The organism is Pseudomonas sp. WS 5411 (assembly GCF_012985595.1).
Lineage (GTDB): Bacteria > Pseudomonadota > Gammaproteobacteria > Pseudomonadales > Pseudomonadaceae > Aquipseudomonas > Aquipseudomonas shahriarae.
The window spans coordinates 1-15,135 of sequence record NZ_JAARMC010000002.1; the positions used below are offsets into that span (position 1 = coordinate 1).

Consider the following 15,135-nt stretch of genomic DNA (forward strand, 5'->3'; position numbering starts at 1 on the left):
CGATCTCTCGTTAGCGGGAGGCGAATTCTACAGCGTTACACGCTGCTGTCAACACCTCTTTTTCTCCGCTTTCGACCGAGAGGATCGAAACGTTAATAGAGCCAAACAACACTGCTCTACCAACTCCCTCTGGGCTTCGATGAACTGAAGCAACTCGCTGTCGAATTCTGCGTAACTCTTTGTTTACCAAGGAGTTTTCCGTTTCGACTGCGCCGGAAGTGGGGCGAATTATAGACTTCCAGAATCTGCCGTCAACCCCTATTTTCACAATTCTGTCATATCGGTCAAAAAAGCCCCGAAAACGCGAAAGCCGGCCCCCAAGGGCCGGCTTTCTATTCATGCAACCTTACAAACTAGGGAACGCGAACTGCGACGCTTCATGGCTGGCACGCTGCGGCCAACGCTGAGTGATCGCCTTGCGACGGGTATAGAACCGCACCCCATCCGGCCCGTAGGCGTGCAAGTCGCCAAACAGCGAACGCTTCCAGCCACCAAAGCTGTGATACGCCACCGGCACCGGCAATGGAACGTTGACCCCCACCATGCCCACTTCAATCTCGTCACAGAACAACCGCGCCGCTTCACCGTCACGGGTAAAGATGCAGGTGCCGTTGCCATATTCATGGTCATTGATCAGTTGCATCGCCGCTTCCAGGCTATTCACCCGGACGATGCACAGCACTGGGCCAAAGATCTCTTCTTTATAGATGCGCATTTCAGGCGTCACGCGATCAAACAGGCAGCCACCGAGGAAGAAACCGTCCTCATGACCACTGACGCTCAGGCCACGCCCATCGACCACCAGCTCAGCACCCGAAGACACACCGTCTTCTATATAGCCACTGACCTTGTCCCGCGCCTGCGCAGAAACCAGCGGCCCCATGTCCAGGCCACAGGAAGTACCCGCACCAATTTTCAGCGCCTTGACCTGCGGCACCAGCTTGGCGATCAGAGCATCCGCCACCTGGTCACCCACACACACTGCCACCGAGATCGCCATGCAACGCTCGCCGCAGGAACCGTAGGCTGCGCCCATCAAGGCACTGACCGCGTTATCCAGATCCGCATCCGGCATCAGCACCGCGTGGTTCTTCGCCCCGCCCAGCGCCTGTACACGCTTGCCGCGCTTAGTCGCTTCGGAATAGATGTACTCGGCAATCGGCGTCGAACCGACAAAACTCAAGGCCTTGACCTCAGGCGCCTCGATCAGCGCATCCACCGCACCCTTATCACCATGCACCACGCTCAGTACGCCTTTGGGCAAACCGGCTTCCTGCAGCAACTGGGCGATCAGCAGCGTCGAGCTTGGGTCGCGCTCTGATGGCTTGAGGATGAAGCAGTTACCGCAGACGATGGCCAGCGGATACATCCACAGCGGCACCATGGCCGGGAAGTTGAACGGCGTAATACCTGCCACCACGCCCAACGGCTGGAAATCGGACCAGGCATCAATGTTCGGGCCGACGTTGCGGCTGTATTCGCCCTTGAGGATTTCCGGTGCCGAGCACGCGTACTCGACGTTCTCAATCCCGCGCTTCAGTTCGCCGGCAGCGTCTTCCAGGGTCTTGCCATGCTCTTCGCTGATCAACTGGGAGATGCGTGCTTCGTTCTGCTCCAGCAATTGCTTGAAACGAAACATCACCTGGGCACGCTTGGCCGGTGGTGTGTTGCGCCAGGCCGGGAACGCCGCCTTGGCCGAGTCGATGGCTTGTTGAATGGTTTCACGGCTGGCCAATGGCACCTGGTGAATCACCTGGCCGGTGGACGGGTTGTACACATCGGCACTACGACCGCTGTCGTTGACCAATTCGCCGTTGATCAAATGCTGGATAAGGCTCATGCAAGGCTCCTGAAAAGTTGTCCACAGGCGCGACACGTGTCGCGCCCGACAGTTGTTCTATATAGAAGAAGAAATCAGTCGATCTTGTTCAGCACTTCGCCGACCGCATCGAACAAGCGATCCAGGTCCTGCGGCTTGCTGTTGAAGGTTGGGCCGAACTGCAGGGTGTCGCCGCCAAAGCGCACATAGAACCCCGCCTTCCACAACGCCATGCCCGCCTCGAATGGACGCACGATGGCATCCCCATCACGCGGTGCAATCTGGATAGCACCGGCCAGGCCGTAGTTACGGATGTCGATTACGTTCTTGCTGCCCTTGAGGCCATGCAGCGCATTCTCAAAGTGCGGCGCGACTTCAGCCACGCTCTGCACCAGGTTTTCCTTCTGCAACAGATCCAATGCCGCCAGCCCCGCTGCGCACGCTACCGGGTGCGCCGAGTAGGTATAGCCGTGTGGGAATTCCACCGCATACTCAGGCGTCGCCTGGTTCATGAAGGTCTGATAAATCTCGCTGCTGGCAATCACTGCCCCCATCGGGATCGCACCGTTGGTGACTTGCTTGGCGATGCACATCAGGTCTGGGGTCACGCCGAAGCTGTCTGCGCCGAACATCGAGCCGGTACGACCAAAGCCGGTAATCACTTCGTCGAACACCAGCAGGATATTGTGCTGATCACAAATTTCACGCAGGCGCTTGAGATAACCCTGCGGCGGCACGAGCACGCCAGCGGAGCCCGCCATCGGCTCAACGAACACCGCAGCGATATTCGACGCATCATGCAACTCGATCAGCTTGAGCAACTCGTCAGCCAAGGCAATACCGCCCTGCTCCGGCATACCGCGGGAGAAGGCATTGCTCGCCAGCAGGGTGTGCGGCAGGTGATCGACATCCATCATCGCCTGGCCAAAAATCTTGCGGTTACCGTTGACGCCGCCCAGGCTGGTGCCGGCGATGTTTACCCCGTGATACCCACGGGCACGACCAATCATCTTGGTCTTGGTCGCCTGGCCCTTTAGGCGCCAGTACGCACGCACCATCTTCACCGCCGTATCGGCGCACTCGGAGCCGGAGTCGGTGAAGAACACGTGATTCAGGTTACCTGGGGTCAGGTCGGTAATCTTTTCTGCCAACTGGAAGGACAAAGGATGACCGTATTGGAAGCCCGGCGAGTAGTCCAGGGTGCCCAATTGCTTGGCGACCGCTTCCTGGATTTCCTTGCGCGTGTGCCCTGCGCCGCAGGTCCACAGGCCCGACAACGAGTCATAGACCCGGCGCCCCTTGTCATCGATCAACCAACTGCCTTCGGCCCCCACGATCAGGCGCGGGTCGCGCTGGAAGTTACGGTTGGCGGTGTAAGGCATCCAGTGGGCATCCAGTTTCAATTGGCTGGCCAGGGTGGATGGGGCGTTTTCGGGCATGTTCATCAGCAAAACCTCGCAGGGCAAAAGGCAGCGTCGGGATTGAAAAGCGTTGTTGCAGCTAAATTGCCACGGAGATAAAGTCTAAGAAATGCAACTCTTCTAACCTTCAGTCAGGCCTTTACTAAACTATGAGCAGCCGCCGACCCGATCCACTGGCACAAGTCAGCGACTTCGATATCCGTTTGCTGCGCATCTTCCGCAGCGTGGTGGAGTGCGGCGGCTTCTCGGCGGCAGAAACCGTGCTGGGCATCGGCCGTTCCGCCATCAGCCAGCAAATGAGCGACCTGGAACAACGCCTGGGCCTGCGCCTGTGCCAACGCGGGCGCGCCGGCTTCTCCCTGACGGAAGAAGGCCGCGAGGTCTACCAATCGGCACTGCAACTATTAAGCGCGCTGGAAAGTTTCCGCACCGAGGTCAACGGCCTGCACCAACACCTGCGCGGCGAACTGACCATCGGCCTGACCGATAACCTGGTGACCCTGCCCCATATGCGCATCACCCATGCATTGGCGCAGTTGAAAGAGCGCGGTCCCGACGTGCAGATCCAGATCCGCATGATCGCCCCCAACGAAGTGGAACAAGGCGTGCTCGACGGGCGCCTGCATGTCGGCGTGGTGCCCCAGGCCAGCGCACTGTCGGGCCTGGAATACCAACCGCTGTATAGCGAGCGCTCGCTGCTCTACTGTGCGGTGGGTCATCCGCTGTTCTACGCCGAAAACAAACAACTGGACGACCTGCGCATCAATAGCCAGGACGCCATCGCGCCGACCTTCCGCCTGCCCGCCGACATCCAGGCCCACTATCAAGCGCTCAACTGCACCGCCAGCGCTTCCGACCGCGAAGGCATGGCCTTCCTGATCCTCACCGGGCGCTTCATCGGCTACCTGCCCGACCACTACGCCAGCCTATGGGTGCAACAAGGCCGACTACGCGCGCTGAAACCGGCTACACGCTTTTACGATTTAAGCCTGGCTTCGGTCACGCGCAAAGGCCGTCGCCCTCATTTGGTGCTGGAAAGCTTCCTCGAAAGCCTGGCAGCGACCCGCTGATACGGGCTCCATACAAAACCTGAGCAAGTGGACAGCTTTTTGCAAGGCACAGGGACCATGAACCGTCAGCCCTGAGTCCACATGCCATGCCACCAGAATCCTCCAGCGCCAGCGACCTGATCTACGGCCTCAACGACCGCCCCAAACCATTGCCCGCCCTGCTTGCCGCCCTGCAACATGTACTCGCCAGCTTCGTCGGCATCATCACCCCGCCGCTGATCATCGGTTCGACCCTGGGCCTGGCCGCCCACTTGCCCTACTTGATCAGCATGGCGCTGATGGTTTCCGGTGTCGGTACCTTCATCCAGGCCCGTAGGCCATTTGGGATTGGCGCTGGGATGATCTGCCTGCAAGGCACCAGCTTTGCCTTTCTCGGCGCGGTGTTGTCGGCGGGCTTCCTGGTCAAGCAGCGTGGCGGCAGCCCGGAAGACATTCTGGCAATGATCTTCGGCGTGTGTTTTTTCGGCGCGTTGGTGCAGGTCGTGTTGAGCCGGTTTATCGGCCAGTTACGCCGGGTCATCACGCCGCTGGTAACCGGGATTGTCATTACCCTGATTGGCATCAGCCTGATCAAGGTAGGTATCACCGACCTGGGCGGCGGCTTCAATGCGCCGGACTTTGGCGCGCCGACCAACCTGGCCCTGGGCCTGTTCGTGGTGCTGACGATTATCCTGCTCAACCGCTCGAACACGCCGTGGGTACGCCTGAGCGCGATCATCATCGGCCTGCTGCTGGGCAGCGTCGCCGCCTGGTTCAGCGGCAAGCTGGTGCCCCAGCCCCTGCCCGACCTGCCCTTGATCAGCCTGCCGACGCCATTCCATTTTGGTTTCAGTTTCGATTGGAGCGCCTTCCTACCGGTAGCGCTGATTTATCTGATCAGCAGTATCGAAACCGTAGGCGACCTCACTGCCAACTGCATGATCGCCCGCCAGCCCATCAGCGGCCCTTCCTATATAAGCCGACTCAAGGGCGGCGTGCTCGGAGATGGCGTCAGTTGCATGATCGCTGCCACCTTCAGTGCCTTCCCCAACACCACCTTTGCCCAGAACAACGGGGTGATCCAGTTGACCGGCGTTGCCAGCCGCTATGTGGGCCTGTACATCGGCGTGGTGCTGTTCTGTCTCGGATTGTTTCCACTGATTGGTGCAGTCTTGCAGCAAATCCCCAAACCCGTGCTGGGTGGCGCGACCCTGGTAATGTTCGGCAGTGTTGCCGCCGCCGGCGTGCGCATCCTGGCCCAGGCCCCGCTGGATCGGCGCAGCATGCTGATCATCGCCACCTCGTTCGGGGTCGGCCTGGGCATCGCGGCGCAACCGAACCTGTTGCACCTGATGCCAACCCTGGTGCAGAACCTGTTCGATTCGGCCATCACCAGCGGCGGGCTGACGGCAATCGTGTTGTGCCTGCTCCTGCCGGAATCCAAGGCCGCAACACCTGCCGCAAATCCAGCCCTGGAAAGCGATACGCTGGAACCGCTTTGACGCTTTTATCGTATCGGGACTTGTCTGAGGCTTGAGGGTGGGTTATCTGTGCAGCAATCGCATTCATCGATCTGCACGGAAACCTCCATGAGCCTCGAAGTTCCTGCCCACAACAGCCACGCCGGAAAACCCGCCAGCCGCATTCGGCAAAAGAACGAACAAGCGATCATCCAGGCCGCCGAAGACGAATTCGCCCGGCATGGCTACAAAGGCACCAGCATGAACACCATCGCCGCGAGCGCCGGGCTGCCGAAGGCCAACCTGCATTACTACTTCACCAATAAGCTGGGGCTGTATATCGCGGTACTGAGCAATATCCTCGAGCTGTGGGACAGCACCTTCAACACCCTGACCGCCGAGGATGATCCCGCCGAAGCACTGACCCGCTACATCCGCACCAAGATGGAATACTCGCGACGTCAGCCACAGGCCTCGCGGATCTTCGCCATGGAGATCATCAGCGGCGGCGAATGCCTTACCGAATATTTCAGCCAGGACTACCGCACCTGGTTCAGCGGCCGCGCCGCCGTGTTCCAGGCCTGGATAGATGCCGGCAAGATGGACCCTGTCGATCCGGTACACTTGATCTTCCTGCTGTGGGGCAGCACCCAGCATTACGCTGACTTTGCCACCCAGATCTGCCGCGTGACCGGCCGTACCAAGCTGACCAAGCAGGATATGGAAGACGCGGGTAACAACCTTATCCACATTATTCTCAAAGGCTGTGGCATCAAGCCGGCCCTCTGAACGAAGCGACTCAATGCCTTTCACCCTTACGGGCTTTTGCGAATTTCGCGAAGAAATCCGCAAAAGCCGCTTCATCACCTATGCCGCGCCGATTAGCAGCCCGCAAGACGCCCAGGGGTTTATCGAGCAGCACAGCGACCTCAACGCCACACATAACTGCTGGGCCTGGAAACTCGGTGGGCAATACCGCAGCAACGACGACGGCGAACCCGGCGGCACTGCTGGGCGACCGATCCTGGCTGCCATCGAGGCCCAGGGATTCGATCAGGTCGTGGTGCTGGTGGTCCGCTGGTACGGCGGCATCCAACTGGGTACCGGCGGCCTGGCCCGGGCGTATGGCGGTGGCGCGAATAAATGCCTGCAAAACGCCGAGCGTATCGAGCTGATCAGCCGTGTGCCGTTGAGCTGCGCCTGCGGCTTTGCTGAACTGCCCCTGGTCAAGCTGCGTGTCGCCGAACTGGGCGGCCTGGTGGTAGAAGAAACCTTCACCGCCAATGGCGTGGAGCTACAACTGGCCCTCGGCGAAGCCCATATCGACACCTTGCAAACCCAGTTGGCCGACCTGAGCCGCGGACGAATCCTGCTGCAACGCTGAACCTGATAAGGTTGTTCACTGAACCTCGATGCCATAGGAAGCCTTCATGTCTACGCCAAAAACCGCATTGATCATCGGCGCCTCGCGCGGGCTGGGCCTTGGCCTGGTCAAGCAATTGCTGGCTGACGGCTGGCACGTCACCGCCACCGTGCGCAACCCGCAAAAAGCCGACGCCCTCAAAGCCCTCGGCCCGGTACAGATCGAGCAACTGGACATGGACGACCAACAGGCCGTCATCGCCTTGAACCAGCGCCTGAAAGCCCAGACCTTCGACCTGCTGTTCGTCAACGCCGGCGTCAAGGGCCCGGCCAACCAGACCCCGGGCCATGCCACCCAGGCCGAAGTCGGCCAACTGTTTTTCACCAATGCTGTGGCACCGATCAACCTGGCCCAGCGCTTTGCCCCGCAGATTCGCCAGGGCAGCGGCGTGCTGGCGTTCATGAGTTCGGTACTGGGCAGCGTGACCATGCCCGACGCGCCGGACCTTGCGCTGTACAAGGCCAGCAAGGCCGCGCTGAACTCCATGACCAACAGCTTCGTGACGCAACTGGGCGAGCAGAAGCTGACCGTATTGTCGCTGCATCCGGGCTGGGTCAAGACCGATATGGGCGGCGAAGGGGCCGACCTGGACGTGGAAACCAGCGTGCGCGGCCTGATCGCCCAGGTGAACGCCTACACCGGCAAGGGCGGCCATCACTTCGTCAACTACAAGGGCCAGACCATTCCCTGGTAAGCCAACAGATAAGCGGTGGATAGACCCCACCGCTCACTCCACGTAAACTTCCCACCTCGCCCTTACCGGCGACCCTGGATCAGCAGACAGGGCAACACTGAGCTGGCAAACCTGAACCCATCATTCAGAGGAGCCGGCCAATGCCTGCGACCCGTATCTGGTTAAAAAACCCTCTCGCGATTTTCACTGCCAACACCCTGGACGCCCGTGGCGGCCTGGTGCTGCAAGACGGTGTGATCGTCGAAGTGCTCGCCCTCGGCCAGCAACCGAGCATCGCCTGCGAACAAACCTTCGACGCCCGCGAGCACGTGGTGCTTCCCGGCCTGATCAACACCCATCATCACTTCTACCAAACCCTGACCCGCGCCTGGGCGCCGGTGGTCAACCAGCCGTTGTTCCCCTGGCTGAAAACCCTGTACCCGGTGTGGGCGCGCCTGACCCCGGAAAAACTCGCGCTGGCCAGCAAAGTCGCCCTCGCCGAGCTGCTGCTCTCCGGCTGCACCACCGCGGCCGATCACCACTACCTGTTTCCCGATGGCCTGGAACAGGCGATCGACGTGCAAGTCGACAGCGTGCGCGAACTGGGCATGCGCGCCATGCTCACCCGCGGTTCCATGAGCCTGGGCGAAGCCGACGGCGGGCTGCCACCGCAGCAGACCGTGCAGCAGGGCGAAGTAATCCTTGAAGACAGCCAACGCCTGATCCAGCGCTACCACGAGCGCGGCGACGGTGCGCAGATCCAGATTGCCCTGGCGCCTTGCTCGCCATTTTCGGTCACCCCCGAAATCATGAGCGCCAGCGCCGAACTGGCCAACCAACTCGATGTGCGCCTGCACACCCACCTGGCCGAAACCCTCGACGAAGAAGACTTCTGCCTGCAGCGCTTCGGCCTGCGCACCGTGGACTACCTCGACAGCGTCGGCTGGCTCGGCCCCCGCACCTGGCTGGCCCATGGCATTCACTTCAACCCGGACGAAATCGCCCGCCTGGGCGCGGCCGGCACCGGTATCTGCCATTGCCCAAGCTCCAATATGCGCCTGGCCTCCGGCATCTGTCCGACCCTGGACCTGATCGCCGCCGGCGCGCCGATTGGCCTGGGCGTGGACGGTTCGGCCTCCAACGATGCGTCCAACATGATTCTCGAAGCGCGCCAGGCTTTGTACATCCAACGCCTGCGTTATGGCGCGGAAAAAATCACCCCTGAAGGCGTACTCGGCTGGGCCACCAAAGGCTCCGCCAAACTGCTGGGCCGCAGCGACATTGGCGAGCTGGCGGTGGGCAAACAGGCCGACCTGGCCCTGTTCAAGCTCGATGAGCTGCGTTTCTCCGGCAGCCACGACCCACTGTCGGCCCTGCTGCTATGCGGCGCGGACCGGGCGGACCGGGTGATGGTGGGCGGCAAGTGGCGGGTGATCGACGGGCAAATCGAGGGCATGGACCTCAAGGCCTTGATCGCCGATCACAGCCAGGCGGCGCGGCAGTTGATCAACGCGTCCTAAGACGGGCCCGAGCTCGAATGCCAAAGCAGCGACCTGGGTCGCTGCTTTGGCACTTGCACAAAAACGCAGGGAAAACAGCGCTCTGGTTACAGGTCTTTATGTTTAAGTTTGTCCGGCAACATAAACATCAGGATCAAGCACGCCAACAAGCTGGTGGCGCTGATCACATACAACGCAGGCGTCGCACTCCCCGTAAACTCGATGATCTGACTGACCATCAATGGGCTGACGATTCCACCGAACTGCCCCAGCGTGTTGATCAATGCGATACCTCCCGCCGCGGCCGCTCCCGATAGAATCATCGGCGGCAATGCCCAGAATGCGGGGATGGAGGCAATCACGCCACCGCCCAATACGCCCAGGGCAATCACCAGCAACGTCGTATCGTCATCGAAAAAGCCCGCTAACAGAAATCCGATAGACGCCAGCAACAACAGGCCTGCCACGAATTTTCGGCGCTCGCCTGAACGGTCTGACAGGCGTCCAACGGTAATCATCGCAATTGCCCCACAGACGTAAGGCACCGCAGTCAAAAGCCCCAATGTGCCTGACGACTCCACCCCAGTGGAACGAATCAAATGCGGCGCCCAGAAATTAAGGCCATGGGACCCAAGCTGAATGAGAAAGTAGAGAAACCCCAACAACAGAAGAATCGGCGATTTCAATGCGCTTCGAAAGGAGTGCTCTACAGAAGACGATTGGTTCTTTTCCGATATTTTTTGCGCCAACCATGATTTTTCGGCCCGCGTCAGCCATTTAGCGTCCTCCACACGATCACAGAGTACATTCAAGACAACGATCCCCAGCACAACGCAGGGAACACCTCCGAATAGAAACAGCCAATGCCACCCGGGAAGACCAAACACGTTATCCATATGTTCTAACAGGAGCCCCGCCAAGGGTGCGCCTATCAGTCCTGAAAATGCCGAAGCGAGGAACAAGTGCGACGTCGCTCGACCTCGAAATGCAGAAGGAAACCAAAGCGTCAGGTAAAATACGACCCCCGGCCCAAAACCCGCTTCCATTGCGCCGATCAGGAAGCGCAGCACATAAAACTGCCATTCGGTCTGGACAAAGACCATGGCACAAGTAGCAATCCCCCAGGACATCATGATCCTGGCAATCCACCTGCGCGCCCCCACCTTGTAGAGCATCAAGTTACTGGGCACTTCGAAAATCACATACCCGACAACAAATAAACTGGCCCCCAGCCCATACACCGAATTACCGAACCCTAACTCGCTTTCCAGCTGAAACTTTACAAAACTGATATTGATCCGATCAAAAAATGCAAAAAAAAAGCAAATTATAATTAATGGCATCAAGCGCCAGGTTATTTTTCTTATCAGTGCCTGGCCCTGAACATCATCCGAGACACTGTCTTGCGCCAACTCTGCCTTTGCAGCCTGCATACTTCCCCCCATTGAGAGATGTAAACCCTCTCAAATTATTATTTTTATTATTCAACGTTTCAAGCAAGACTAACCAACCACTCATCAATCATTCCGGCCACTTGATTGCTGTTAGCATCCATCATCAACATATGACTGTTACCCGACACTCCGACCGTCGGCAACTCCAAGACCCGGGAATCTACCGATTTATTTTGCAGTTGCTCAAAGTACGCCTCACATCTGTGAAGGTAGCTCTCCCACATGACACTTTTATCGCGAATGAAATCCCCCCAAATGGCTAGATGCGGAGGAAGCGTCAGTACACTTTTGGATAGTTCGGGAACTGCCGATGGCTCGATAGCAACCACCCCTTTCACCGTTCCTGCAAACTCCTGCGCCAGTTGCAGGGCGTAGTAAGCGCCCTGGCTATGCCCGATCAATACACAAGGTCCAATTTTTTCCAGCAAGGCTCTATAGCCGGCAAGTGCCCGGTGATCGGTACCTGCCCAGCGAGGCACGAACTGTTGGCCAAAAACATCCAGGTGCTCCACCGGGAACTGCTGCCCGGGGTAAGCCTGCTCTTCACGGGCCTCAGCGCAGTAACTGGACGCCGGACCGAAGCGGAAATGATGCCATACCGCATCCAGCGTCCGGTGTTCAGGCTTGCCTGCGAGGATCTCGGGATAGGCAGGCCAGGATGCACGTCCACGCTCAAACGCATCGCACAAGCAGGCGTCGTATCGGGCCTTCAGAAAAAAAGTCAACCACCCCGGCCGGCCATCCGGTGTGTTTTCCCAACAGGCGCCGGTCAGGCCGCCGCCATGCAGAAAAACCAGTGGATAGGGGGAGCGCGGGTTGCTTTGTGTATACCGTTGGCAATACATCTGGCCAACCATGTGATGCCCATTCATGGACACCCGGATAGGCGCGGCGCCGGGAACCTTGGTCATCAGTTGTTCCGGAAAGCCGTCCATATACACGCGCTCTCCGCCAACATGAAAACCCTCGATAGACTTCAATGCAATGTCCTGGATCGTCATTGTGATTACCTCTGCTTTTTTAATACACAGCTTGTTTAATCACTTGAGATTGATCCTACTCAGGCTATATTGGAAATACCGTTTTTTGATTGACCCATATATAAGATATATACCCCATGACAGGCTAACCCATGAAAAATGCCCGAAAGCTCGATATAGGCAGGCTCATTGCATTTGTGACTGTATGCGAAGAAGGCAGTGTGACGGCCGCATCGCGCAAACTGGGCATTGCACAACCTGCTCTTACTGTAACGTTGACCAAACTCGAACAAGCTATTGGTGTGCAATTGTTAACGAGAGATGCCAGAGGGGCTTCGCCGACTGCATTGGGCCAACGTTTTTTAAGCAGCGCTTATGAACTACTGGGCATGGCCGAAATGGCCTACAAAAAAATACATGAAGATTCTGATTTTCCCGAAGGAGAAGTCGTCATAGGCGTGCCCTACTCTTGCGCCAATGTATTGGTCGTCCCACTCCTGACCCGACTGGCAGCCGCCTACCCGGGAATCCGCTTGCGCGTCGTAGAGTCCCCGTCCGCTTATCTTTGGGATTGGCTGAGCGACGGGAAACTGGACATCGCGCTGCTGTTCGACCGCAAATCCTCCACCGAGGTGGTCTGCGAAGACTTCGCCCAGGAAGATCTCTACTTGGTGGGCAGTCACAGCCTGCTCAATCTGCAGGAGATCAACGTCAAAAGACTCTCGGAGTTTCCGCTGGTCATGGCCTCGCGCCTCAACCGTATTCGCACCCTGTTGGACAATCATTTGGCGGGCCACGACCTCACCCTCAATGTGAGCATTGAAATAGACTCCGGCGAATTCCAGGTGCGCTTGATAGAAACCGGCAATTGGTTCGGTATCCAGGCCGCCAGTTCCGTTGCGGAAAAACTACGCACCCGGCAATTGCAGGCCGCGCTGATAGTCCCTCGGGTTACTCGCACCATCTGCATCGCCCGCCACCGGGGAAAGTTGACGGACCCTTGCGTCGCACGTGTGATTACCGAGTTGAAACAGGAAAGCGAGAGGATGTTTGAAAACGGGCTCTGGCCCGCGCGCAAAATCACCTAGCCAGGCCTATACCCCCAGCAGCGACAGCATGATAAAGGTCGCAAACAATACAAAATGGGTCATCCCTTCGATGGCGTTGGTTTCGCCATCGTTGAGGTTGATCGCACTGACAATCAGTGTGATAAACACCATCACCGTTTGCACCGGGGTCATCGCCATCTGAAACGGCTGGCCGGTGTACAGCGCCATGGCTTCCATCACCGGCACCGTCAGAATCACCGTCGACAACGAAGCCCCCAGCGCGATGTTGACCACCGACTGCATGCGGTTGGCCAAGGCTGCGCGCAAGGCGGTCAGAATCTCCGGGGCGGCGGAAATCGCCGCCACCAGGATCGCCGTGATCACCGGCGGCGCCCCCGTGCCCTCCAGGCCAAGGTCCAGGGTCTTGGACATCACCTCGGCCAATGCGCCAATCACCACCACACCAAACACCAGGGTCGCGATGGAGAACGTCAGGTTGACCGGCGAGGCGTGCTCTTGCGGCGATGGCTTGCGACGTTTTTCCGGATAGCTGTAGCTGAAGAAGTAACTGTGTGGCCCCACCTGCATACGCAGGAACAAGGCATACAACACCACCATCGCACCGATGGTGAAGGCCGAGTAGATTTTCCAGTCGGCCTCGGGGATAAATTCCGGCACCACCATGGACACGCCCATGGCAGTCAAGATCATCACGCTGTAGGTCCGCGCCGAATCATCATTGTAGGACTGCTCCCCATGCTTGATGCCGCCCATCAACGCAGCCAGGCCAAGGATGCCGTTGATATCCAGCATTACGGCTGAGTAGATCGTGTCACGCACCAGGGTCGGCGATGCCTCGTTGCTCATCATGATCGCCAGGATCACCACTTCCACCAGCACCGCCGCCAGGGTCAGGATCATGGTGCCGTAGGGGTCGCCGACCTTTTCGGCGAGCAGCTCGGCATGGTGGGCCACGCGCATCGAGGCCATGACAATAAAACCGATCAGCACCAGGCCGCCGAACAGGGCCGTCATCTGTCCGCTGTGCAACAGCCAGTGCTCCAGAGGGTAGGCTGCGAGGGCGGCGATCAGCGCCAGCCACATGTACTTTTCTTGCTTGAGGGATGTGAGCATTACGGGCCTTTTCGAGCGGCAAATCAGTCATTGATGGGGTACAGACTGCGGCGTATCGCTAACGTTTCGTTACACCTTAGTTCATTCGCCCATTGCCGCAGGCACGAACAATGCTTACCGCTCGGTCAGGTTTTACCGATTATTTGCGCCCTGGCCTGTAGAATGCCGCCATTGCACCTGATGAGAACGCACCCATGTACGACTGGCTCAATGCCCTGCCCAAGGCCGAACTGCACCTGCACCTGGAGGGCTCGCTGGAGCCCGAGTTGCTGTTCGCCCTGGCCGAACGCAACAAAATCGCGCTGCCGTGGAACGACGTCGAAACCCTGCGCAAGGCCTACGCCTTCAATAACCTGCAGGAGTTTCTCGACCTCTACTACAAGGGCGCCGATGTATTGCGCACCTCCCAGGATTTCTACGACCTGACCTGGGCCTACCTGCTGCGTTGCAAGGCGCAGAACGTGATCCATACCGAACCGTTCTTCGACCCACAGACCCACACCGACCGGGGGATCCCGTTTGAAGTGGTGCTCAACGGCATCGCCAGCGCGCTCAAAGATGGCGAGCAGCAACTGGGCATCACCAGCGGCCTGATCCTCAGCTTCCTGCGCCACCTGAGCGAAGAGCAAGCGCAAAAAACCCTCGACCAGGCGCTGCCGTTCCGGGATGCGTTTGTCGCCGTAGGCCTGGACAGCTCGGAAATGGGCCACCCGCCAAGCAAGTTCCAGCGCGTATTCGATCGCGCCCGTGGCGAAGGTTTCCTGACCGTCGCCCATGCCGGTGAGGAAGGCCCGCCGGAGTACATCTGGGAAGCCCTCGACCTGCTGAAGATCCAGCGAATCGACCATGGTGTGCGCGCCATCGAAGACGAGCGCCTGATGCAGCGGATCATCGACGAGCAGATCCCGCTGACCGTGTGCCCGCTGTCCAACACCAAGCTGTGCGTGTTCGACGACATGGCCCAGCACAACATCCTCGACATGCTCGAGCGTGGGGTGAAGGTCACGGTGAACTCGGATGACCCGGCGTACTTCGGCGGTTATGTCACCGAGAACTTCCACGCGCTGCACACCTCGCTGGGCATGACCCAGGACCAGGCCCGCCGCCTGGCGCAAAACAGCCTGGATGCACGCCTGGTCAAGCCCTGACCAAACCCTGTAGGGGCCGGTTTTCC

At 58.9% G+C, this 15,135-nt stretch carries 13 protein-coding genes; 8 read left to right on the forward strand and 5 right to left on the reverse strand.

From position 1 onward, the window contains the following. Positions 1 to 346 precede the first annotated feature (346 nt). Positions 347 to 1,840: a CoA-acylating methylmalonate-semialdehyde dehydrogenase gene (locus HBR93_RS03910; RefSeq protein WP_057958254.1), complete on the reverse strand. Its 1,494-nt coding sequence runs from the start codon at positions 1,838 to 1,840 to the stop codon at positions 347 to 349. A 74-nt stretch (positions 1,841 to 1,914) separates the two neighbouring features. Continuing rightward, positions 1,915 to 3,264, reverse strand: coding sequence for an aspartate aminotransferase family protein (locus HBR93_RS03915; protein WP_128593780.1), 1,350 nt, complete (start codon positions 3,262 to 3,264; stop codon positions 1,915 to 1,917). Between the two features lie 125 nt (positions 3,265 to 3,389). On the opposite strand from HBR93_RS03915, the gene HBR93_RS03920 reads away from it, so the two are divergent. The 6 genes from HBR93_RS03920 (at position 3,390) to HBR93_RS03945 (ending at position 9,365) form a co-directional block, all read left to right on the forward strand. Further along, a complete protein-coding gene (locus HBR93_RS03920) occupies positions 3,390 to 4,310 on the forward strand; it encodes a LysR family transcriptional regulator (RefSeq protein ID WP_057437664.1) in 921 nt (306 codons plus the stop codon). A gap of 86 nt (positions 4,311 to 4,396) precedes the next feature. Continuing rightward, positions 4,397 to 5,791 carry a nucleobase:cation symporter-2 family protein gene (locus tag HBR93_RS03925; RefSeq protein WP_057958251.1) on the forward strand — a complete coding sequence of 465 codons (1,395 nt, stop codon included), beginning with the start codon at positions 4,397 to 4,399 and terminating at the stop codon, positions 5,789 to 5,791. Positions 5,792 to 5,878: 87 nt separating this feature from the next. Beyond that, complete coding sequence (locus tag HBR93_RS03930) at positions 5,879 to 6,538, forward strand: TetR/AcrR family transcriptional regulator (RefSeq protein ID WP_057437660.1); 660 nt, start codon at positions 5,879 to 5,881, stop codon at positions 6,536 to 6,538. Positions 6,539 to 6,551: 13 nt separating this feature from the next. Beyond that, positions 6,552 to 7,133: a YigZ family protein gene (locus tag HBR93_RS03935; protein WP_057437658.1), complete on the forward strand. Its 582-nt coding sequence runs from the start codon at positions 6,552 to 6,554 to the stop codon at positions 7,131 to 7,133. A gap of 46 nt (positions 7,134 to 7,179) precedes the next feature. Then, on the forward strand, positions 7,180 to 7,866 hold the full coding sequence (locus tag HBR93_RS03940) for an SDR family oxidoreductase (RefSeq protein WP_115127322.1): 687 nt from the start codon (positions 7,180 to 7,182) through the stop codon (positions 7,864 to 7,866). A 140-nt stretch (positions 7,867 to 8,006) separates the two neighbouring features. Next, the gene (locus HBR93_RS03945; protein ID WP_057958250.1) at positions 8,007 to 9,365 is read left to right on the forward strand and encodes an 8-oxoguanine deaminase; all 1,359 of its coding nucleotides are present in this window, start codon (positions 8,007 to 8,009) and stop codon (positions 9,363 to 9,365) included. Between the two features lie 86 nt (positions 9,366 to 9,451). Here HBR93_RS03945 and HBR93_RS03950 read toward each other — a convergent pair whose 3' ends face one another. Further along, positions 9,452 to 10,777, reverse strand: a complete 1,326-nt coding sequence (locus tag HBR93_RS03950) for an MFS transporter (RefSeq protein ID WP_057958249.1) — start codon at positions 10,775 to 10,777, stop codon at positions 9,452 to 9,454. A 59-nt stretch (positions 10,778 to 10,836) separates the two neighbouring features. After that, a complete protein-coding gene (locus HBR93_RS03955; protein WP_057958248.1) occupies positions 10,837 to 11,799 on the reverse strand; it encodes an alpha/beta fold hydrolase in 963 nt (320 codons plus the stop codon). A 131-nt stretch (positions 11,800 to 11,930) separates the two neighbouring features. Here HBR93_RS03955 and HBR93_RS03960 point away from each other — a divergent pair, with 131 nt between their 5' ends. Next, positions 11,931 to 12,866 (forward strand): LysR family transcriptional regulator, encoded by a 936-nt coding sequence (locus tag HBR93_RS03960; protein ID WP_128593777.1) that lies wholly within the window; start codon positions 11,931 to 11,933, stop codon positions 12,864 to 12,866. A gap of 6 nt (positions 12,867 to 12,872) precedes the next feature. Here HBR93_RS03960 and HBR93_RS03965 read toward each other — a convergent pair whose 3' ends face one another. Next, positions 12,873 to 13,961 carry a calcium:proton antiporter gene (locus HBR93_RS03965; protein WP_115127318.1) on the reverse strand — a complete coding sequence of 363 codons (1,089 nt, stop codon included), beginning with the start codon at positions 13,959 to 13,961 and terminating at the stop codon, positions 12,873 to 12,875. Between the two features lie 194 nt (positions 13,962 to 14,155). Between HBR93_RS03965 and HBR93_RS03970 the strand changes: the two genes are divergently transcribed. Further along, on the forward strand, positions 14,156 to 15,109 hold the full coding sequence (locus HBR93_RS03970) for an adenosine deaminase (protein WP_032859755.1): 954 nt from the start codon (positions 14,156 to 14,158) through the stop codon (positions 15,107 to 15,109). The last annotated feature ends 26 nt before the right edge of the window (positions 15,110 to 15,135 follow it).

Bases quoted from the DNA above. Each gene is read 5' to 3' on its own strand.
- HBR93_RS03940 (WP_115127322.1), top strand. From the start codon at position 7,180: ATGTCTACGCCAAAAACCGCATTGATCATCGGCGCCTCGCGCGGGCTG.
- HBR93_RS03960 (WP_128593777.1), top strand. From the start codon at position 11,931: ATGAAAAATGCCCGAAAGCTCGATATAGGCAGGCTCATTGCATTTGTG.
- HBR93_RS03925 (WP_057958251.1), top strand. From the start codon at position 4,397: ATGCCACCAGAATCCTCCAGCGCCAGCGACCTGATCTACGGCCTCAAC.
- HBR93_RS03950 (WP_057958249.1), bottom strand. From the start codon at position 10,777: ATGCAGGCTGCAAAGGCAGAGTTGGCGCAAGACAGTGTCTCGGATGAT.
- HBR93_RS03955 (WP_057958248.1), bottom strand. From the start codon at position 11,799: ATGACGATCCAGGACATTGCATTGAAGTCTATCGAGGGTTTTCATGTT.
- HBR93_RS03910 (WP_057958254.1), bottom strand. From the start codon at position 1,840: ATGAGCCTTATCCAGCATTTGATCAACGGCGAATTGGTCAACGACAGC.
- HBR93_RS03920 (WP_057437664.1), top strand. From the start codon at position 3,390: ATGAGCAGCCGCCGACCCGATCCACTGGCACAAGTCAGCGACTTCGAT.
- HBR93_RS03965 (WP_115127318.1), bottom strand. From the start codon at position 13,961: ATGCTCACATCCCTCAAGCAAGAAAAGTACATGTGGCTGGCGCTGATC.
- HBR93_RS03930 (WP_057437660.1), top strand. From the start codon at position 5,879: ATGAGCCTCGAAGTTCCTGCCCACAACAGCCACGCCGGAAAACCCGCC.
- HBR93_RS03935 (WP_057437658.1), top strand. From the start codon at position 6,552: ATGCCTTTCACCCTTACGGGCTTTTGCGAATTTCGCGAAGAAATCCGC.
- HBR93_RS03945 (WP_057958250.1), top strand. From the start codon at position 8,007: ATGCCTGCGACCCGTATCTGGTTAAAAAACCCTCTCGCGATTTTCACT.
- HBR93_RS03970 (WP_032859755.1), top strand. From the start codon at position 14,156: ATGTACGACTGGCTCAATGCCCTGCCCAAGGCCGAACTGCACCTGCAC.
- HBR93_RS03915 (WP_128593780.1), bottom strand. From the start codon at position 3,264: ATGAACATGCCCGAAAACGCCCCATCCACCCTGGCCAGCCAATTGAAA.